Origin of the sequence: Nonomuraea helvata (assembly GCF_039535785.1) — a bacterium.
Lineage (GTDB): Bacteria > Actinomycetota > Actinomycetes > Streptosporangiales > Streptosporangiaceae > Nonomuraea > Nonomuraea helvata.
In genome coordinates, this window is sequence record NZ_BAAAXV010000012.1 from 122,467 (window position 1) to 141,329 (window position 18,863).

Sequence of the window (18,863 nt, forward strand, 5' to 3'; positions counted from 1 at the left end):
CATGGGTGTGGTGTATGTGAAGATCTGCGGGTTGAGCGAGCCCGAGCACGTGGCCACCGCCGTCGAGGCGGGCGCGGACGCGATCGGGTTCGTCATGACCCGGAGCCCCCGCAGGATCACGCCCGAGCGGGCGGCGGAGCTGGCCGCGGCGGTGCCCGGCCACGTGCTGACCGTCGGGGTGTTCCGCGGGGAGGACCCGGACGCGGTGCGGGAGGCGGCGCTGGCGTCCGGGGTGCGGGCCATCCAGCTCCACGGCAGGCACCCGCACGGCGACTTCACCGCACTCAAGGACCTCGGCCTCCGGCTGATCAGGGCCGTCGACGCGGAGGCCGACCTGCGGTGCGGTGCCTTCGACGAGGACCTGCTCCTCGTGGACGCGCCGCACGCCGGCTCCGGGCAGCCGTGGGACTGGGCCGCGGTCCGCGGCCGGCCCACCGGCCAGTGGCTGCTGGCGGGAGGCCTCACACCCGCTAACGTGACGGAGGCGATCGCGGCCGCCGACCCGTGGGGGGTCGACGTGTCCAGCGGCGTCGAGACCTCGCCCGGGGTCAAGGACTCGGCCCTCATCCGGGAGTTCCTGCGGGAGGTCCGCGTTGTCGGCTGATCTCCCGCTGCATCGGGCGGCTTCGGCGGCGGGGGATCTGGCTCGGGCGGTGGAGTTCCAGCACGCCTTCGCCCGCCGCAAGGCGCCCCGGGTCGTGGCGGTGCCCGGCGGGTTCGCGGTGCTGGACGACCGGTTTCCCGGCTCGTACGACGACAACAAGCTGATCGTCGGCCCCGGCTCTGAGGCGTCCGGCGGTGCCGCGCCGGAGCCGCCCGGCGGTGCTGCGCTGGGGGCGCCCGGTCCTGCTGTCGCGCCGGGGGCGTCCGTTGCTGCGCCGGAGGCGGCCTCGGGGCTGCTGCGGGCGGCAGACGAGGTGCTCGAGGGGCGGGACCACCGGCTGGTGTGCGTGGACGACGACCGGCTCGGGACCGCCCTCGCGCCCGCGTTCGCCGCTGCGGGCTACGAGCAGGAGACCAACCTGATCATGGCCTTCCGCGGCGAGCTCCCGCCCGGCCTGCCCGGCTTACCGGAGGCTGAGCGGCTCTCGCTGACCGAGCTGCTGCCCGTGGTGCGGCGTGACTGGCGGGCGACGCTGCCCCAGGCGCCGGAGGAGGCGATCGACCGGCTCGCCCGGCGCGTGGAGGTCCGCCTGCGTGGCGCCGACGCGGTGAGCTTCTGGGGGGTACGCGCCCCGGACGGGCAGATCGCCGCCAGGGCCGACCTGTATGTGCACGGAGGCGTCGCCCAGATCGAGAGCGTCTTCACCGGTGAGCCGCATCGGGGCATGGGCTATGCGCGCGCCCTGATGACGGCACTGCTCGCTCAGGCCGCCGACGCCGAGCTGATCTTCCTGGTGGCCGACGCGTCCGACTGGCCCAAGGACTTCTACGCCAAGCTCGGCTTCGTGGAGCTGGGCCGCACCCACGCCTTCCTCCGCACCTGACCTCGATGCCCTTCGGCCCGGCGACGATCCGAGCCGCTGTCGTGATCTATCGCTGAGCTACTTGGCGGCTGAGGCGACGTTCGGAAGAACCGCAGGTGCTTCACACCGGCGGGCCCGCCTTGACGCGCTGCACCAACTGTTCCACCGGCCCTCGGTAGCCGTGGAGGTGCTCCAGCCACCACGTGGCGCCCGCCTCGGCGTAGGCCTGCACCGGCGAGCCGGGCTCGCTCACCCCGATGACCACCACATCGAGGTCACCCGCGGTAGCCCGGTGCCGGCCCCGGTGCCGGCGCAGCTCGCCGACCTGAGCGGCCAGAGAGTCGGGCGAAAGCGTCATGCGGCCCTCCTGGTCGTCGCCGGCGACGATCCAGCCGTCCCAGCGGGCGGCACGCCGAAGGGCGCCCGGAGCCGTGCCGCCGACCCACACCGGGACCCGGGGCCGCTGGAGGGGCAGCGGCGCGAGCCGCACCCCGTCGACGGTGTGATGCGCGCCCCGGTGGTGCACCTCGTCGCCGGACCAGAGCGAGGTCATCACGTCGAGTGCTTCGTCGAGCACGGCCCCGCCGGGACGCGCCGAACCGAAGGCGGTGAACTCCTCCGTCACGCCGCCCAGCCCGGCGCCCAGGATCGCGCGGCCGCCGCTCAGCCTGTCGAGTGTCGCCACAGTCTGGGCCAGCCGTTCCGGGCGGTGCCGGGCCACGGCCGTCACCGCCGTGCCCAGCCTGATGCGCGAGGTCGCCTGCGCCGCGGCGGCCAGCGCCACCCACGGGTCGGCCGACGGTATGCCCCAGGCGAAGGCCAAATGGTCCCACACCAGCACGGCGTCCCACCCGGCGGCCTCGGCCTCACAGGCGAGGGTGACCAGGCGTGCCGGCTCCGCGAGGTCACCGATGATCGCGACGTCGATGCCGTAACGCATGCCCCCCACTCAAGCACCGGGCACCGACAGTTCCCGGGGTCCCGCCGCGCTTACGCCTCGGGCCCTGCGCCAGGCGCCGTCCGTGGGCCGAGCGTCGAGCGCTGACCAGCGGGTGTGCGGCCTCGCCCCGGGCTGTGGGGGTGTGGCGTCCCGCCAGGGCCCCATGAGCGGCACCGCAAGCGCTGGATGGCGGCGTCGCTCGGTGGCGTTGCAAGCGCTCAAGGTGGGGCCGCTGTGTCGGAGTTCCACGCAGTAGGGTCTGCTCCGTGAGCGAAACTTCCGCCGAGGACCGAATCTGGACGATTCCCAACGTCCTGAGCTTCCTGCGCCTCCTGGGCGTCCCCGTGTTCCTCTGGCTGGTTCTCGGGCCCAAGGCCGACGGGTGGGCCATCGGGATCCTCGCGGTGGCCGGGTTCACCGACTGGCTCGACGGGAAGATCGCTCGGGCGTTCAACCAGACCAGCAGGCTCGGCCGGATCATCGACCCCGCGGCGGACAAGCTCTACGTCTTCGCCACCATCGTCGGCCTGCTGCTCCGTGAGGTCATCCCGTGGTGGCTGGTGCTGATCATCCTGGGGCGCGAGCTCTTCGTCGGAAGTTTCATCCCAGTACTTCGCAAACATGGCTACAAGGCACTTCAGGTGCATTTCCTGGGCAAGGCCGCCATGTTCAACCTCATGTACGCCTTCCCCCTCCTCTTCCTTGCCTCCCACACGGGGTGGTATGCCGATATAGCGCGAATTGTCGGGTGGGCGTTCGCGCTATGGGGAACGGGACTGTACTGGTGGGCGGGCGTGCTGTATGTGGTGCAGGTGCTCCAACTCGTAACCTCGGCCAAAAAGGAGTGATCGGGTGAAGGCGGTCGTCATGGCAGGAGGAGAGGGCACGCGGCTGCGTCCCATGACCGCCAACCAGCCCAAACCATTGCTTCCCGTGGCCAACCGTCCGATCATGGAGCACGTGCTGCGCCTGCTCAAGCGGCACGGCGTCACCGAGACGGTGGTCACGCTGCAGTTCCTGGCCGCCCTGGTGCGCACCTACTTCGGCGACGGCGACGAGCTGGGCATGAGCCTCGAGTACGCCACCGAGGCCGTGCCCCTCGGCACGGCGGGCAGCGTCAAGAACGCCGCCGACCGCCTCCGCGACGACCGCTTCCTGGTCATCTCCGGCGACGCCCTGACTGATATCGATTTATCGGACATGATCCGATTTCATCGTGAAAATTCGGCACTTGTGACAATCGGCCTGAAGCGCGTGCCGAACCCCCTCGAGTTCGGGATCATCATCGTGGACGACGAGGGGCGCGTTCAGCGGTTCCTCGAGAAGCCCACCTGGGGCCAGGTCTTCTCCGACACCGTCAACACCGGCATCTACGTCATGGAGCCCGAGGTCCTCGACGAGGTGGCCCCGGACGAGCCCGTCGACTGGTCCTCCGACGTCTTCCCCGCGCTCCTCGACCGCGGCGCCGCCATCTACGGCTACGTGGCCGACGGCTACTGGGAGGACGTCGGCACCCACGACAGCTATCTCAAGGCCCAGGCCGACGCCCTGTCGGGCAAGGTCGACCTGGACATCGGGGGCTTCGAGCTCTCGCCGGGGGTCTGGGTCGCCGACTCGGCCTCCGTGGACCCCGAGGCCGTGCTCAAGGGCCCGCTGCTCATCGGCGACTACGCCAAGGTCGAGGCCGGCGCCGAGCTGCGCGAGTACACCGTGCTCGGCAACAACGCCGTCGTCCGCGAGGGCGCCGTCCTGCACCGCGCGGTCGTCCACGACAACGTCTACCTCGGCCCCGGCGCCCACCTGCGCGGCTGCGTCATCGGCAAGAGCACCGACATCATGGCGGGCGCCCGCATCGAGGAGAACGCCGTCATCGGCGACGAGTGCGTCATCGAGGCCGAGGCGTACGTCTCCAGCGGCGTCAAGGTCTACCCGTTCAAGACCATCGAGGCCGGCGCGGTCGTCAACACCAGCGTCATCTGGGAGTCGCGCGGCCAGCGCAACCTGTTCGGCCCCAGGGGCGTCAGCGGCCTGGTCAACGTCGAGATCACCGCCGAGCTCTGCGTCCGCCTGGCCAGCGCGTACGCCACCACGCTCAAGAAGGGCGAGTACGTCGTCACCTCCCGCGACTGCTCCCTGGCGGCCAGGGCGCTGAAGCGGGCCGTCATCGGCGCGCTCACCGCGGGCGCGATCAACGTACTGGACCTCGAGGCCGCCCCGCTGCCCGTCGCCCGCTTCCACGCGGCACGGGAGTCGGCAGCGGGGGGCATCGCGCTGCGCACCACGCCGGGCGACCCGCAGAGCGTGGACATCGTGATCATGGATGGCCGCGGCGCCGACCTGCCCCCGGCCGCCCAGCGCAAGCTGGAGCGGGTCGTCTCCCGCCAGGAGTACCGCCGGGCCTTCCCCGGCGAGATCGCCTCGCTGACCTACCCGGCCAGGACCGTCGAGGACTACACCAACGAGCTGCTGGGCCACGTCTACGTGGACGACGTCAGGGACATGAAGGTCGTCGTGGACTGCGCCGGTGGGACGTCCTCGCTGGTGCTGCCCAAGCTGCTCGGCCGGATCGGCGTCGAGGTGCTCACCGTCAACGCCCGCCTCGACGACGTCTCGCCCACCGAGACGCTCGCCGAGCGCCGCCGCGACCTGCAGCGACTGTCGGAGCTGGTCAGTTCGTCCCGGGCGGCGTTCGGCGTCCGGTTCGACCCGGTCGGGGAGCGCATCGCGCTGGTGGACGAGATGGGCCACCTCATCAGCGAGGAGCGCGCGCTGCTCGTCGTGCTCGACCTCGTCGCCGCCGAGCGCAGGGGCGGCCAGGTGGCGCTGCCGGTCACCACGACCAGGGTCGCCGAGCAGGTCTGCCGCTTCCACGGCGTGGAGGTGCAGTGGACCTCCACCTCGCTCGACGCCCTCACCTCGGCCGCCGCCGGCCCCGACATGATCTTCGCCGCCGACGGGCGCGGCGGCTTCGTGGTGCCGGAGTTCAGCCCGGCCATCGACGGGCTGGCCGCGTTCATGCGCATGCTCGGCCTGGTGGCGCGGACCCGCCTGTCGCTCAGCCAGATCGACGCCAGGATCCCCGAGGTGAAGATGCTCAAGCGCACCGTGCCCACCCCGTGGGCGGCCAAGGGCGCCGTCATGCGTTCGGTCATCGAGACGGCCGAGGCCGAGCAGGACGGCGGCCGCATCGACACCACCGACGGCGTCCGCCTGGCCCACCAGGACGGGAGCTGGGTGCTGGTGCTGCCCGCCGCCGCCGAGCCCGTCACCGACCTGTGGGCCGAGGCGAACGACATGGACAGCGCCCAGGCACTGCTCGAGCGGTGGGCCCGCATCGTCGAGCAGGCCGCCAGTTGATCGAGCCAGTGGATCCGGCGCTGTTGACCGGCGCTCACGGAGGGTGAGGGAGGTGGTGGGATGACGGGTGCGGACGCCCGCCGCTCACAGTCAGTCCCCGAATACGTCCTTCGGTGTGCGCACAGAGTGCCGCAAGATCGTAATGTAGAAACGCGCGGCGGCATGGACCACGGGGCGGGGGCGGCGGTAACTTTGTCTGCGTCCAAACCAACAGTCCAGTGCCCCGCCTTGACCTTTGCCGCTGATCAGCGTATGTTGCGGCATTCGCAAACTTGAAAAAGCGAAGCGAGGCGCGTCCATGACCACCGTCGCCGCGTCTTCGCGGTAGGAGGCCGAGCCGATCGATGCCGAGCGTCTACTGCACGCAGTGCGGGCACGCCAACCCCGAGGATGCCCGTTTCTGTTCCCGTTGTGGGTCACCGCTGACCAGACCCGAGGTCTCCGGGGACACCACATCGACGATCTCCATCGCGGGAATCGAGGCGTACGAGGCTGAGACAGGCGACATGCTCCTGGCCGAGCGGGCGCTCGTCGAGCAGCTGCCGCCCGGCACGGCGTTGCTCACGGTGACCAGGGGTCCCAACCAGGGGAGCCGATTCCGGCTCGACAAGGACCTCACCACGACCGGGCGCCATCCGGAGAGCGACATCTTCCTCGACGACATCACGGTCTCCCGCCGCCACGTCGAGTTCTACCGGCACCGCGGTGGCCAGTTCTCCGTGCGCGACGTGGGCAGCCTCAACGGCACCTACGTCAACAGGGAGCGCATCGAGGAGGTCCCCCTGCACTCCGGAGACGAGGTGCAGATCGGCAAGTTCCGCCTCCTCTTCCTGATGAGGACCACCGCCGGCACATGAGCGAGCGAAGCGAGCGACCGACAAGCACAGCCTCCTGTGAGCTCATGGGGCCGCCGAGGGAGGCCGCATGAGCGCGCAGGCGGCCCGCTCGCACATGAGCATCGGGGAGGTGCTCACGCTGCTGCAGGGCGAGTTCCCCGATGTGACGATCTCCAAGATCCGGTTCTTGGAGGGTGAGGGGCTGATCGAGCCCGAGCGCAGCCCGTCCGGCTACCGCAAGTTCACCCACCTGCACGTGGAGCAGCTCCGCTTCATCTTGACCGAGCAGCGCGACCACTACCTGCCGCTGCGGGTGATCAAGGACAGGATGGCGGAGAGCTTCGGCCGCCCGCGCGCCGTGCAGGACAAGCAGGAGATCCGGCTCAGCCGGGCCGAGCTGCTCGAGGCGGCCGGGATCGACGAGGAGACGCTCACCGAGCTGGAGGACTACGGGCTGCTCGCCCCGGTGGCCAGGCGCTACGACGAGGAGGCGCTCAACGTGGCCCGCAGCGTCGGCTCCCTGGCCCGCTTCGGCCTGCACGCCCGCCACCTGCGCGCGGTCAAGGCGGCGGCCGAGCGCGAGTGCGGACTGGTCGAGCAGGCCGTCGCCCCCATACTCAAGCGGCGGGCTCCCGGCGCCATCGGGGAGGCCGACGAGGTCGCGAGGGAGCTTTCCTCCCTGCTGCTCGATTTGCACGCATCCCTTGTGCGGTCGGGGATCCGCTCCGTCCTGGGGCGCTGAGGGGGCTTCGGGCCGGGAGGTGGAGGAGCACTTCAGGCCCGCCGGGTGTTACGTTGAATTGCAGTAGCCAGTCAGCAGAAGCGACGAGCCAAATAGCTGTGCCGGGTGACCGGTCAGGAATACGGAGCAGCCCGTGTTGCAGATGGAGGTCGTGGGCGTTCGCGTAGAAATGCCCACAAATCAGCCGATCGTCTTGCTCAAGGAGGCACACGGGGAGCGGTTCCTTCCTATATGGATTGGCATGACCGAGGCGACAGCCATCGCCCTGGCCCAAGCGGAGGAGCCCCCGCCGCGGCCGCTCACCCACGACCTCTTCCGAGACGTGCTGAGCGCTCTGGGTGTAGGCCTGCGAGCGGTCAACATCGTCGCCCTGCGCGACGGCATCTTCTTCGCCGACCTGGTGTTCTCCAACGGCGTGGAGGTGAGCGCGCGGCCGTCCGACTCGATCGCGCTCGCCCTGCGCACCGGAGCGCGCATCTTCGCCAGCGAGGAGGTCGTCCAGGAGGCCGGTGTCATCATCCCGGACGACCAGGAAGACGAGGTGGAGAAGTTCAGGGAGTTCCTTGACACGATCACGCCCGAAGACTTCGGCAGGGCGGGGTAGGTATTTCGGTGCATTTACGCTTCACGACGCGCCGAGCCGGATCGTTGACTGAGCATGGTCACGGTCCTACGGTGCAAGTGAAACCCGTGGTCGCCCTTTACGAACCCCCAGATCAGACCACGGGATGAGAGAAAGCCGGAGGTCCGCGTGGCGGTCAGCAGCGGCGAGGGAAAGACGGCCGGCCAGGAAGATCCGGTACGGCGCGAGAGTGCGCGGCAGCGTGCCGGGGAGCAGGGTCTGCTCTTCGACGAGCAGCCGACGGCGCTGCCGGCAGACATCGGATACCGCGGGCCGACGGCCTGCGCCGCGGCCGGCATCACCTACAGGCAGCTCGACTACTGGGCGCGCACGGGCCTCGTGGAGCCCACGATAAGAGCCGCGCAGGGCTCTGGCTCCCAGCGGCTCTACAGCTTCCGCGACATCCTGGTGCTCAAAGTCGTCAAGCGGCTCCTCGACACCGGGGTCTCGCTCCAGCAGATCCGCACGGCCGTGCAGCACCTGCGTGACCGCGGGGTGGCCGACCTCGCGCAGATCACGCTGATGAGCGACGGCGTCAGCGTCTACGAGTGCACCTCGGCCGACGAGGTGATCGACCTGCTCCAGGGCGGCCAGGGCGTGTTCGGCATCGCGCTCGGCCGGGTCTGGCGCGAGGTCGAGGGCTCCCTCGCGGAGCTGCCGGGGGAACGGGCAGCGGTCGAGGACAGCGTCCCGGCCGACCACCCCGCTGACGAACTCGCCCGCCGCCGCCGCGCCCGGCGCATGGGCTGATCACACGCCCCGTTGCCTGAGTGGCCCGCCGCCGCTTGTGGTGGGCCCGGGGAACATACCGGGAAAGTTCTGATTGCTCTGTTTCGTGGAAATTCGCCCGTAACGGATAGGGTTGTAACCTAGGACAGCAAGGCTGACGACCCCGTGCGGGAGAGTCCCTGGGATCCATGGGTCCCCGGGCGCCGAAGGAGCAACCCTCCCCGGAATCTCTCAGGCACCCCGTACCGCTCGGGCGAGGCAACTCTGGAAAGCAGGCGCACCCGCCAGGCGCGTCTCACCGACGGTGCAAGCCCCGTTACCGGGGTGAAGCTCTCAGGTCGCGGTCCCGCCGCGCTGACAGAGGGGGAGATCCGGCACTCGCCCGCGCCCTGGCGCCGGTCTCCATAGCCTCGGGAGGCACTTTCCATGACCGACCTGTCAGCTCCGCCGTTCTCGTCCAGGCACATCGGCCCGTCGGAAGCCGAGCAGCAGCGCATGCTCGAGGCCGTGGGCTTCGAGTCCGTGGCTGACCTGGTGGCGGTGGCCGTCCCCGAGGCCATCAGGGCCAAGGACCGGCTCAAGCTGCCCGCCGCCGTCGGGGAGGACGAGGCCATCGCCGAGCTGCGCGCCCTCGCCGGGCGCAACCGTGTGCTCACCTCGATGATCGGCCTGGGCTACCACGACACGATCACGCCCGCGGTCATCCGCCGCAACCTGCTGGAGAACCCGGGCTGGTACACCGCCTACACCCCGTACCAGCCGGAGATCTCGCAGGGCCGCCTCGAGGCGCTGCTGAACTTCCAGACCGTCGTCACCGACCTGACCGGCCTGCCCGTCGCGGGCGCCTCCCTCCTCGACGAGGCCACGGCCGCCGCCGAGGCGATGACGCTGGCCCGCCGGGCCGGCAGGTCCACGAGCAACGTGTTCGTGGTCGACGCCGACGCGCTGCCGCAGACCAAGGCCGTGCTCGCCACCCGCGCCGAGCCCCTCGGCATCGAGCTGGTGGAGCACTCCCTCGACGGTGAGCTGCCCGAATGCTTCGGCCTGCTGGTGCAGTACCCGGGTGCGTCCGGCCGCCTGCGTGACTTCCGCGCCGTGGCCGCCGCCGCGCACGAGGCGGGCGCGCTCGTGGTGGCCGCCGCCGACCTGCTGGCCCTGACGCTCGTGGCCGCCCCCGGCGAGCTGGGCGCCGACATCGCGATCGGGTCCTCGCAGCGGTTCGGCGTGCCGTTCGGGTTCGGCGGGCCGCACGCCGCGTACATGTCCGTACGCGAGGGCCTGCAGCGCCAGCTCCCCGGGCGGCTCGTCGGCGTGTCGGTGGACGCCGACGGCGACCCCGCGTACCGGCTGGCCCTGCAGACCCGCGAGCAGCACATCCGCCGCGAGAAGGCCACCAGCAACATCTGCACCGCGCAGGTCCTGCTCGCCGTCATCGCCGGCATGTACGCCGTCTACCACGGCCCCGAGGGGCTGCGCCGGATCGCCCACCGGGTCCACCGGCACGCGGTGGCCCTCGCCGACGGGCTGCGCGAGGCGGGGCTGGAGGTCGTGCACCAGGAGTTCTTCGACACCGTGCTCGTCCGCGTTCCCGGCAGCGTTCCCGGCGGGGCCGCCGCCGTGGTGACCGCCGCCGCCGAGCGGGGCGTCAACATCTGGCAGGCCGGCGAGGACCACGTCTCCGTCTCCTGCGACGAGAAGACCGGGGCCGCCGAGCTGGCCAAGGTGTGGGCCGCGTTCGGGATCGACCGCACCGGCGCGGATCTCGACTCCGACGCGCTGCCCGCCTCGCTGCTGCGCGAGTCGGCGTACCTGACCCACCCGGTCTTCCACAGCCACCGCTCCGAGACCGCGATGCTGCGCTACCTGCGCAAGCTCCAGGACAAGGACATCGCGCTCGACCGCTCGATGATCCCGCTCGGCTCCTGCACGATGAAGCTGAACGCGACCACCGAGATGGAGCCGATCACCTGGCCCGAGTTCGCCGGGATCCACCCGTACGCGCCTGACGACCAGGTCGGGGGCTACCGGGAGCTGATCGGGACGCTGGAGGACTGGCTGGCCGAGGTGACCGGCTACGACCGCGTCTCCATCCAGCCGAACGCGGGCTCGCAGGGCGAGTTCGCCGGGCTGCTGGCCATCCGCGCCTACCACCGCGCGGGCGGCCAGGACAGCCGCGACGTCTGCCTCATCCCGTCCTCGGCCCACGGCACCAACGCGGCCAGCGCCGTCATGGCCGGCATGCGGGTCGTGGTCGTGGCCTGCGACTCCGACGGCAACGTGGACTTGGCCGATCTCGACGCCAAGATCGACAAGCACCGCGACCGGCTGGCCGCGATCATGGTCACGTACCCCTCGACGCACGGGGTGTACGAGGAGTCGATCACCGAGGTCTGCGCCAAGGTGCACGAGGCCGGCGGCCAGGTGTACGTGGACGGGGCCAACCTCAACGCGCTCGTCGGGCTGGCCAAGCCGGGCGAGTTCGGGGCCGACGTGTCCCACCTGAACCTGCACAAGACGTTCTGCATCCCGCACGGGGGCGGCGGTCCCGGCGTCGGCCCCGTCGCGGTACGCGGCCACCTGGCGGCCTACCTGCCCGGCCACCCGCTGCACAACGGGACGCCGGTCGGGCCGGTCTCGGCGGCGCCGTACGGGTCGGCGGGGATCCTGCCGATCTCGTGGGCGTACGTCAGGATGATGGGCTCGGAAGGGCTCACGGCGGCCACCGAGCAGGCCATCCTGTCGGCGAACTACCTGGCCAGGCGGCTCGCCCCGCACTACCCCGTGCTCTACACCGGCCGCGGCGGGCTGGTGGCCCACGAGTGCATCATCGACCTGCGGCAGATCACCAAGGAGACCGGGGTCACCGTGGACGACGTGGCCAAGCGGCTCATCGACTACGGCTTCCACGCGCCGACCATGTCGTTCCCCGTCGCCGGGACGCTGATGATCGAGCCGACCGAGAGCGAGGACCTCGGGGAGCTCGACCGGTTCGCGGACGCGATGATCGCCATTCGCGGGGAGATCTCCAAGGTGGCATCCGGGGAGTACGACAAGACGGACAACCCCCTGCGCAACGCCCCGCACACGGCCGAGTCGGTCAGCGCGGACGAGTGGCCGCACCCCTACTCGCGGAGCGAGGCGGCCTATCCGGTGCCGTCGCTGCGGGACGGGAAGTACTGGGTGCCGGTGCGGCGGATCGACCAGGCGTACGGGGACCGGAACCTGGTGTGCTCCTGCCCGCCCCTCGAGGCTTACGAGGACTAGGCAGCTCTAAGGCGCGGCAGTCCCGTTGTGCTGACGGGGCTGCCGCGCCTGCTGTTGCGTCAAGGTCCGAAGCCGGTCAATCCTTCCGCGTCAACTGAGCAGACATGATCGCCAGAAGTCGTTAGGCTCGGTGCGACCGTCGCCACAAGGAGCTCCCTTGACGTCCTCAGAGCTGGAGACCCCGCCTCTCGACACCGCCCGCCGCCTGGCCGAGAGCGGCGACCTCGACGGCGCCGCCGCCATACTCGCCGAGCTGGCCGCCGACCCCGACGGACCCGACAGGGCGCAGGCGGCCGTCGGGCTCGCCGTGGTGCTGGAGGAGCGCGGCGACGTGGAGGCCGCCAGGACCGCCGCCAGGACCGCGCTGGCCACCGGACACCCCGAGTACGCCGCGCAGGCCGCCTGCCACCTCGCTCAGGGGTTCGAACGGGAGGGCCGGGCCGAGCAGGCCAGGGCCGCCTGGCAGGCCGTTCTGGGGGTCGGTACGGCCACGTACGTGCCGCTGGCCCACCTGGCGCTGGCCCGGCTGGCCGCGGACTCCGGCAACCCGGCCGAGGCCGAGGACGAGCTGCGCGCCGCCATGGAGGGCGTTGATCCGCACGTGGGCGCCCACGCCGCCCAGCAGCTGGCCGGTCTGCTGCTGGAGCAGGGGGAGCCAGGGGCGGCGGCCGACGTGCTCATGGACGCCCTCGAGGTCGCTCCGGCCGAGGAGGTGCCGGGGCTGCGGGTGCAGCTCGGGATCGCGCACCTGGATCTGGCCTGCGCGGAGTTCGCGGAGAGCGTCGAGTCCGGTGCGGACCCGCAGACCAGCGCCTTAGCCATCGAGCTCCTGGCCCGGACCCTGCCGCTGCGGGGGCGCGACGACGACGCGGAGCGGGTGTGGTCGTACGGGCTGGAGCACGAGGACGAGACCCTGGCCGGCGAGGTCCGCCTCCGCTTCGACCGCGACGCCTGATCCGCCGGGTCCGCGACCCGCCTTCCCCGTCGCGGCTTCCCCGTCGCGGCTTCGCCTTCCGGCCCGGAAGGTCGTGGCCGCTCATCGGCCTCCAACCTAGGTCAGGCCTTGATGCCGTTGCCGCGCCCGCGATGGCGGCAGGGTCGAGCGAGGTGCCCCGCGTGTCGCCTTTGGGGCGAGGGCCGGACTTTCCCGCCATGCCTGGGAGCAGCCTCAGGCGTGTCTCCGCGCCGCGAGCGCAGCGCGGCGCGGAGACACGCCTGGCCCAAGGTGCGGAGCACCGCGGGTGGCGGCGCTCCGTGGGCCCCGCCGATCAGTTGCGGCGCATGACCGCCCCGGCGGCGGCCACGTTGATGATCACGATCGCGATCCACGTGATGGTCAGCCCCGTCAGCCCAGCGTAGCTCGCCGCGATGGCCGTCAGCGGGATGCCGATGCCCATCGAGCCCAGCGCGATCGGGATCATCGCGCCGCCCGGGGTGCTCTTCTTGCGCGGGGCGGCGCCGTGGTGGTCCAGCTCGGCCCGTACGCGGGCGGAGATGGTGGCGTCGAGGCGCTCCACGAACGACTCGACGAGCGCGGTTTCGTACTCGGGCCCGAGATCCCGGCGGGCCTCCAGGGTGGCCCGCAGCTCATCCCGGATTGGGCGCGTGTCTGGCATGAGAGTAATCATTCATCGCGTTCGGCGCGCCGTCATCCAACCTGAGGGCTATCGCGGGATCCTCCCCAGGTACGGTGCTGGCATGGAGGTCATGACCCCGCGAGGGCCGGCGCTCGTCCAGATGGACGAGGTCGCGGATCCGCGGCTGCTGCTGGTGCTCACCCACGGGTCGTCCGGGGGAGTGGACGCTGTCGACCTGCTGGCCGTACGGGATGCCGCCCTGAAGACGGGGGCCACCGTGGCCAGGGTGACGCAGGCGTTCAGGGTGGCGGGGGCGCGGGCGCCGGGATCGGCGGCCAGGCAGGACGAGGCCTGGGAGATCGTCCTGAAGGAGCTGCGTACGCGCTGGCCCGGGCTGCCCGTCGTGCAGGGCGGGCGGAGCAACGGGGCGCGGGTGGCCTGCCGCACGGCCAGGGCGGTGGGCGCGGCCGCGGCGGTGGCGCTGGCCTTTCCGCTGCACCCGCCGGGGAAGCCGGAACGCTCCAGGGCCGACGAGCTACGCGGCGCCGGGGTGGACGTGCTGGTGGTCAACGGGGATCGGGACCCGTTCGGCGTGCCGGACGCCGCGGACGCCGCGCGCCTGGTGGTGCTGCCGGGGGAGGGCCATGATCTGAAAAAGGACCCCGCCCGGGTGGGCGAGGTCGTGGCGGAGTGGATCGTCCACTACGCGTAGGTCACGCGGCGCCGACGACGGGCCGGTGCGGTTCGATGGTGGCGCCGCTGGGAAGAAGCTCCCCGGTGTCCTCGAACAGGACGACGCCGTTGCAGAGCAAGCTCCACCCCTGCTCGGGGTGGCAGGCGAGAGTGCGTGCCTTCTCGCGGTCAGGCGCCTCGGCGTCCGGACAGGCCGGGTCGTGCGGGCACATCGGCGTGCCTCCGATATCTCGTGGGACGCTCCCGTTTGGAGGGTCGGGAGCCGGCTCGGGTAGTTGTTCTGGCAATTGTGCGACATCCGTCACACTCTCGGGCATAGCCCGTTGGGACCCGTTACGGGTGATTTGCCCGGTCGTGTGACCTTCGACACAGCGTGCCTTATGCAGAATAACGGGCCAAGCGCGACACGCGCACTACGTTTGCAATCCCTTGAGCAGAGCGTCGAGTCCGCGCTCGAAATCCACATCGGCTCTTTCGTCACGCCTGACCCACTCGTCAACTTCTGGATCGGCCCAGCCTGACTGCTGCACCTCGACGGCCACGCTCCCGAAGACGAAGGCCCGCAGCGCCCGTACGGCCTCCGCGGCCTCAGGCAGGCCGCCTTCGGTGAGTTGCTCGGTCTGCTCCCGGATGGCGAGGGTTGTGGCGCCTTTAGGGGGCTTCGTCAGGGCTAGTGCGAGTACGCCCGGATGGTCGCGCAGGAGCTCCCGCTCCGCCCTGCACCAGGCCTTGGCCGTCTCCTGCCACGTGGGCTGCTGCTCGACGTGGACCGTGGTCACGTGCTCGGCCAGGGCGTCCATCAGCGCCTCCTTGCCCCTGGGCAGGTGGTGGTAGATGGCCATGGCCTCCACCTCCAGGGCGTCGCCCAGGCGCCGCATGGTGAGCCTGCGCAGGCCCTGGCTGTCGGCGATATGGAGCGCGGCCTCGATGATGCGCTCGCGGGAGAGCGGTACGGGCGGTCTCTTGGCGGGCATGGAGATCATCTTACTTCGTAAAGGGCGCTGCGCCGGGCCGATTTCCCGCCGTGTCGCGGGACGGCGTACCCTTGGCGGTTGTATGAGTACCGGCTGGTGAAGGGGCAGGGTCGATGGCGTTTTTCCGTCCGCGGGTGAGCCGTGAGGCCGAGGTTCGCTACCACGCGGACCAGGAGATCTCCAAGAGCTTCCCCGAGTTGCTCGAGAAGGCCCGTCAGGCCGAGCAGACGCTGCGCGAGCTGCGGGCCGCCGCGGTCGACGAGATCGAGCTGCTGGCGGCGGGGCGGGAGTTCGACCGGACGCTGACGGACGCGCTGCGGGCCGCCGAGGCGGGGCAGCGGGCCACGTTCGGGGTGAAGGCGTACGACAACCGGATCGCGCGCCGCAAGGCCAAGGCGACGCCTGACGGGGCCATGTGGACGGCGGAGGTCGATCGGCTGCGCACGCTGCGCGAGGACAACCGGATGTGGGGGATCCCGCGCGTGCCCCGGCCGGTGCCCGCGAGCCACTGACCCGGAGGTTCACAACGCAAGGCGAAGCCCCGGCACATCCTCCCTCGTTGTGCCGGGGCTTTCCCAGGTTGTCAGCTGGCCCAGTCGAGCAGCGGACGGGTGTTGCTCGGGTGGCGGAGCTTGGAGAGTGACTCCTTCTCCAGCTGGCGGATCCGCTCCCGGGTCAGCCCCAGGTGCTTGCCGATCTCGTCCAGTGTGTGCGGCTTGCCGTCCACCAGGCCGAAGCGGAGAGCCATGATCTTCGACTCCCGGGGCGAGAGGTTGTCGAGGACGCCTCGCAGCTGGTCCCCCAGCAGCTGGCGGTCGACGATCTCCGAGGCCTCCGGCGAGTCCACGTCCTCGATGAGGTCGCCGATGGTGGTCTCCCCGTCCTCGCCGATCGTCGCGTTGAGCGAGATCGGCTGGCGGCTCGTCCGCAGCAGCTCCTCGATCTGGTCCGGCGTCTTGTCGAGCTCGACGGCCAGTTCCTCGGGCGTGGGTTCGCGGCCCAGCCGCTGGTGCATGTCACGCTCGATGCGCGACAGCTTGGACAGCATCTCCAGCACGTGCACGGGCAGCCGGATCGTACGGGCCGAGTCGGCGAAGCCGCGCTGGATGGCCTGCCTGATCCACCACATGGCATAGGTGGAGAACTTGAAGCCCTTGGTGTAGTCGAACTTCTCCACGGCCCTGATCAGGCCCAGGTTGCCCTCCTGGACTACGTCCAGCAGCGACATGCCGCGGTCGGTGTACTTCTTGGCGACCGACACCACGAGCCGGAGGTTGGCCTCCAGCATGTGGTCCTTGGCCTGCTTGCCGTCCTCGACCACGAGGAGCAGGTCCTCCCGGTAGGAGGGGGACAGGTCCGGGTCGGTCTCCAGCTTGTACTCGGCGTACAGGCCCGCCTCGATGCGCCGGGCCAGCTCCACCTCCTGCGCCGCCGTGAGCAGCGTGCGCCGGCCGATGGACTTGAGGTAGGTGTGCACGGAGTCGCCCATGACCGACTGGGTGTCGTCCAGGTCGATCTGCTCGTTGTCGAGATCGACTTCCTCGGCGCTCATCGCGAGGTCGTCGGGGACGTCCTCCTCGTGCTCCGGCTTGGGCTCGGACGGGGTCACGGCCCTGGCGGCGGCTGCGGTGACGGTTTTTGCCTCGGCTGCCTTGCGGCCGGTAGTCTTTGCACGCGCAGGCTTCCTGGAGGCCTTCTTGGGGGCGGTCTTGCTGAGAGACGGCTCGTTCTCGGCGGCCAGGCTCACGCCGCTCTCCGAAAGCTCGCGCAGGATCGTGCGGCCTTCGGAAGGGCTGATGCCGGCCTCAGTGAACGCGTCACGCAGCTCCGCCAGAGAAAGGTGACCCTGGGCTCGCCCTCGTTCAATGAGCTGGTCGAGAGTCGCAGGTGGGGTCGCTACGGCGGTTCTGGGCATGAGGACACCTCCTCCGTACGGAGTCGAAGCGATCAGGCAGGTTGTGGTGGGGCGGCCTCTGGCTGTCCGCACGGCGCACCAGTATCAATAACGCCAATCGCCGTCATTTGTTCCCGGGGGGACGAAAAAGGGGCGGATCGCCCATCGGGCCGAACCGCCCCTCCCCCTGAGTCTTACTCCCGAACCTCGACCTCTCCGGCCGAGACCACGGGCATGGGCATCGGCTGGGCGTCCTGCATGCGCTGGTCCGTCCAGTAGTCGATGACGGCGCGCGGGTCGGGGTTGACGTCGTGGGAGACCACGATGTCGTCCTCGCTGGTCGTCGGGGACGGTGACGCCTTCTCCACCACGGCTCTGGTCTCCTTCGCGACCTGGTCGAGCTTGCCCGCGGAGGCGGCCGCCGCGATCGAGGCGCCTCCGGCGACAATCACGCCGACGACTGCCGCGGATGCCCACATCTTGCGGGTCTGGTCCATGAAGGCTCCCTCCTTCTCCCCAATTTGACGCAGCCGCAACTCATCAGGTTCCTGCCCGAAGCCGTACCAAATCGGTCTTACCGTTCGGTAGCAGCGGGAGCTGGGGTACCAGGCGAAGATCGCGGGGAGCGGCGTGAGGGGGGAGCCTATCGCGGCAGAACGCCCGCAATTGCGGAAGCGTCGGGGGTGTGTCGGGGTTGGCAGGGACCACGACGGCCGTGACCAGCTCGCCCCATTCCGGGTCCGGCGTGCCGATCACGGCGGCGTCGGCCACCTCGGGGTGGGTACCGAGCACTGTGGCCACGGCGGCGGCCACGACCTTCTCGCCGCCGGTGTTGATCACGTCGTCGGCCCTGCCCAGCACGCGGAGCCGGCCGCCGGTCAGCTCGCCCAGGTCGGAGGTGCGGAACCAGTCGCCGTCGAACGGAGCATCATCCAGATCGCCGAAGCGGTAGCCCGAGAACAGCACGGGCCCGGCGATCCTGATCAGGCCGTCCTCGCCGATCTTGAGATCTACATTGTAAAGGGGCCGGCCGTCGTACACGCAGCCGCCGCTCGTCTCGCTCATCCCGTACGTCGTCACGACCCGGGCGCCGAGGTCACGGGCCTGCTCCAGCAGGCCAGGGCGGGGAGCGGCGCCGCCGAGCAGGATCGTGCGGAACACCGACAGGTCCGCCCCCAGCTCGACCAGCCGGTGGAGCTGGGTGGGGACGAGGGAGACGTGGTGGGCTCCCGAGCGGAGGACCTCGTGCGGGTCGAACCTGGCGTGGATGATCGGCTGGGTGTCCGACAGCAGGGCGCGTACCAGGACCTGGAGGCCGGAGACGTGGGAGACGGGCAGGCAGCACAGCCAGCGCTCGCCCTTGGAGGCCTCGAGGCGGCGCAGGGAGGCCGCGGCGGAGGCGCGCAGCGCGGTGGCCGAGAGCAGCACACCCTTGGGCGCGCCGGTGCTGCCGCTGGTGGCGATCACGACCGCCACGTCGTCGGGGACACCCGCGCCGTCGCTCTGGGGCGCGCCCTCGACGTGGGTGGGACGCAGCGCGGCGACGGCGGCCTCGGAGTGGCCGGGCGTCAGGGGGAGGACGGCCGGGCCCTCGCCCGACAGCGCGTCGCGGACGGCCCTGAACAGGGCGGGGCCGGGAGGCTGCACAATGGCATGCAGCGGACGGTCCGGATGCGACGGGTTCCTCCACATGCTCGTAAGGTTAGTGGCGACAGGTCGGATTGAGGCGCAGGGAGGGTCGTGACGCGTTCTCCCGTGGTCTTCCGCAT

19 protein-coding genes and 2 riboswitches are annotated in these 18,863 nt (G+C 70.7%); of the genes, 12 read left to right on the plus strand and 7 right to left on the minus strand.

Features of this window, described 5'->3' with window-relative positions; translation table 11 throughout:
- Nucleotide 1 precedes the first annotated feature (1 nt).
- Nucleotides 2-604, plus strand: a complete 603-nt coding sequence (locus ABD830_RS50630; RefSeq protein ID WP_345002786.1) for a phosphoribosylanthranilate isomerase — start codon at nt 2-4, stop codon at nt 602-604.
- Nucleotides 594-1,487, plus strand: coding sequence for a GNAT family N-acetyltransferase (locus ABD830_RS50635; RefSeq protein ID WP_345002787.1), 894 nt, complete (start codon nt 594-596; stop codon nt 1,485-1,487). The genes ABD830_RS50630 and ABD830_RS50635 overlap by 11 nt, the downstream gene beginning before the upstream one ends.
- A 100-nt stretch (nt 1,488-1,587) precedes the next feature.
- Here the strand turns inward: ABD830_RS50635 and ABD830_RS50640 are convergent, their stop codons facing one another.
- A complete protein-coding gene (locus ABD830_RS50640) occupies nt 1,588-2,406 on the minus strand; it encodes an LLM class flavin-dependent oxidoreductase (protein WP_345002788.1) in 819 nt (272 codons plus the stop codon).
- 266 nt (nt 2,407-2,672) lie between these two features.
- On the opposite strand from ABD830_RS50640, the gene clsA reads away from it, so the two are divergent.
- The 8 genes from clsA (at nt 2,673) to ABD830_RS50680 (ending at nt 12,911) form a co-directional block, all read left to right on the plus strand.
- On the plus strand, nt 2,673-3,254 hold the full coding sequence (gene clsA / locus ABD830_RS50645) for a cardiolipin synthase ClsA (RefSeq protein ID WP_345002789.1): 582 nt from the start codon (nt 2,673-2,675) through the stop codon (nt 3,252-3,254).
- 4 nt (nt 3,255-3,258) lie between these two features.
- On the plus strand, nt 3,259-5,763 hold the full coding sequence (locus tag ABD830_RS50650) for a sugar phosphate nucleotidyltransferase (RefSeq protein ID WP_345002790.1): 2,505 nt from the start codon (nt 3,259-3,261) through the stop codon (nt 5,761-5,763).
- 344 nt (nt 5,764-6,107) lie between these two features.
- Nucleotides 6,108-6,620 carry a double zinc ribbon and FHA domain-containing protein gene (locus tag ABD830_RS50655; protein ID WP_345002791.1) on the plus strand — a complete coding sequence of 171 codons (513 nt, stop codon included), beginning with the start codon at nt 6,108-6,110 and terminating at the stop codon, nt 6,618-6,620.
- 67 nt (nt 6,621-6,687) lie between these two features.
- Entirely contained in the window at nt 6,688-7,341 is a 654-nt protein-coding gene (gene ftsR / locus ABD830_RS50660) for a transcriptional regulator FtsR (protein WP_345002792.1), read from the plus strand.
- 133 nt (nt 7,342-7,474) lie between these two features.
- On the plus strand, nt 7,475-7,945 hold the full coding sequence (locus tag ABD830_RS50665; RefSeq protein WP_090771501.1) for a bifunctional nuclease family protein: 471 nt from the start codon (nt 7,475-7,477) through the stop codon (nt 7,943-7,945).
- Between the two features lie 147 nt (nt 7,946-8,092).
- Nucleotides 8,093-8,713: a MerR family transcriptional regulator gene (locus tag ABD830_RS50670; protein ID WP_345002793.1), complete on the plus strand. Its 621-nt coding sequence runs from the start codon at nt 8,093-8,095 to the stop codon at nt 8,711-8,713.
- A gap of 137 nt (nt 8,714-8,850) precedes the next feature.
- Nucleotides 8,851-8,950, plus strand: a riboswitch (glycine riboswitch).
- Nucleotides 8,951-9,063: riboswitch (glycine riboswitch) on the plus strand.
- A gap of 55 nt (nt 9,064-9,118) precedes the next feature.
- The gene (gcvP, locus tag ABD830_RS50675; protein ID WP_345002794.1) at nt 9,119-11,956 is read left to right on the plus strand and encodes an aminomethyl-transferring glycine dehydrogenase; all 2,838 of its coding nucleotides are present in this window, start codon (nt 9,119-9,121) and stop codon (nt 11,954-11,956) included.
- Nucleotides 11,957-12,113: 157 nt separating this feature from the next.
- Nucleotides 12,114-12,911: a tetratricopeptide repeat protein gene (locus tag ABD830_RS50680; protein WP_345002795.1), complete on the plus strand. Its 798-nt coding sequence runs from the start codon at nt 12,114-12,116 to the stop codon at nt 12,909-12,911.
- A gap of 313 nt (nt 12,912-13,224) precedes the next feature.
- Here ABD830_RS50680 and ABD830_RS50685 read toward each other — a convergent pair whose 3' ends face one another.
- Nucleotides 13,225-13,572, minus strand: a complete 348-nt coding sequence (locus tag ABD830_RS50685; RefSeq protein WP_345002796.1) for a hypothetical protein — start codon at nt 13,570-13,572, stop codon at nt 13,225-13,227.
- Between the two features lie 82 nt (nt 13,573-13,654).
- On the opposite strand from ABD830_RS50685, the gene ABD830_RS50690 reads away from it, so the two are divergent.
- On the plus strand, nt 13,655-14,245 hold the full coding sequence (locus ABD830_RS50690; RefSeq protein WP_345002797.1) for an alpha/beta hydrolase family protein: 591 nt from the start codon (nt 13,655-13,657) through the stop codon (nt 14,243-14,245).
- Nucleotide 14,246: 1 nt separating this feature from the next.
- On the opposite strand, the gene ABD830_RS50695 is transcribed toward ABD830_RS50690, so the two are convergent.
- Together ABD830_RS50695 and ABD830_RS50700 are read right to left on the minus strand one after the other, a co-directional pair.
- Nucleotides 14,247-14,438, minus strand: coding sequence for a DUF5999 family protein (locus tag ABD830_RS50695; RefSeq protein WP_138669881.1), 192 nt, complete (start codon nt 14,436-14,438; stop codon nt 14,247-14,249).
- Nucleotides 14,439-14,639: 201 nt separating this feature from the next.
- Nucleotides 14,640-15,200 (minus strand): TetR/AcrR family transcriptional regulator, encoded by a 561-nt coding sequence (locus ABD830_RS50700; protein ID WP_345002798.1) that lies wholly within the window; start codon nt 15,198-15,200, stop codon nt 14,640-14,642.
- Between the two features lie 113 nt (nt 15,201-15,313).
- Here ABD830_RS50700 and ABD830_RS50705 point away from each other — a divergent pair, with 113 nt between their 5' ends.
- Nucleotides 15,314-15,712: a hypothetical protein gene (locus ABD830_RS50705; protein WP_345002799.1), complete on the plus strand. Its 399-nt coding sequence runs from the start codon at nt 15,314-15,316 to the stop codon at nt 15,710-15,712.
- A gap of 71 nt (nt 15,713-15,783) precedes the next feature.
- On the opposite strand, the gene ABD830_RS50710 is transcribed toward ABD830_RS50705, so the two are convergent.
- From ABD830_RS50710 to ABD830_RS50720, 3 genes are all read right to left on the minus strand, one after another.
- A complete protein-coding gene (locus ABD830_RS50710) occupies nt 15,784-17,115 on the minus strand; it encodes an RNA polymerase sigma factor (RefSeq protein ID WP_345002800.1) in 1,332 nt (443 codons plus the stop codon).
- Nucleotides 17,116-17,288: 173 nt separating this feature from the next.
- Nucleotides 17,289-17,591: a hypothetical protein gene (locus tag ABD830_RS50715; protein WP_345002801.1), complete on the minus strand. Its 303-nt coding sequence runs from the start codon at nt 17,589-17,591 to the stop codon at nt 17,289-17,291.
- Between the two features lie 43 nt (nt 17,592-17,634).
- A complete protein-coding gene (locus ABD830_RS50720; protein WP_345002802.1) occupies nt 17,635-18,786 on the minus strand; it encodes an AMP-binding protein in 1,152 nt (383 codons plus the stop codon).
- Between the last annotated feature and the right edge of the window lie 77 nt (nt 18,787-18,863).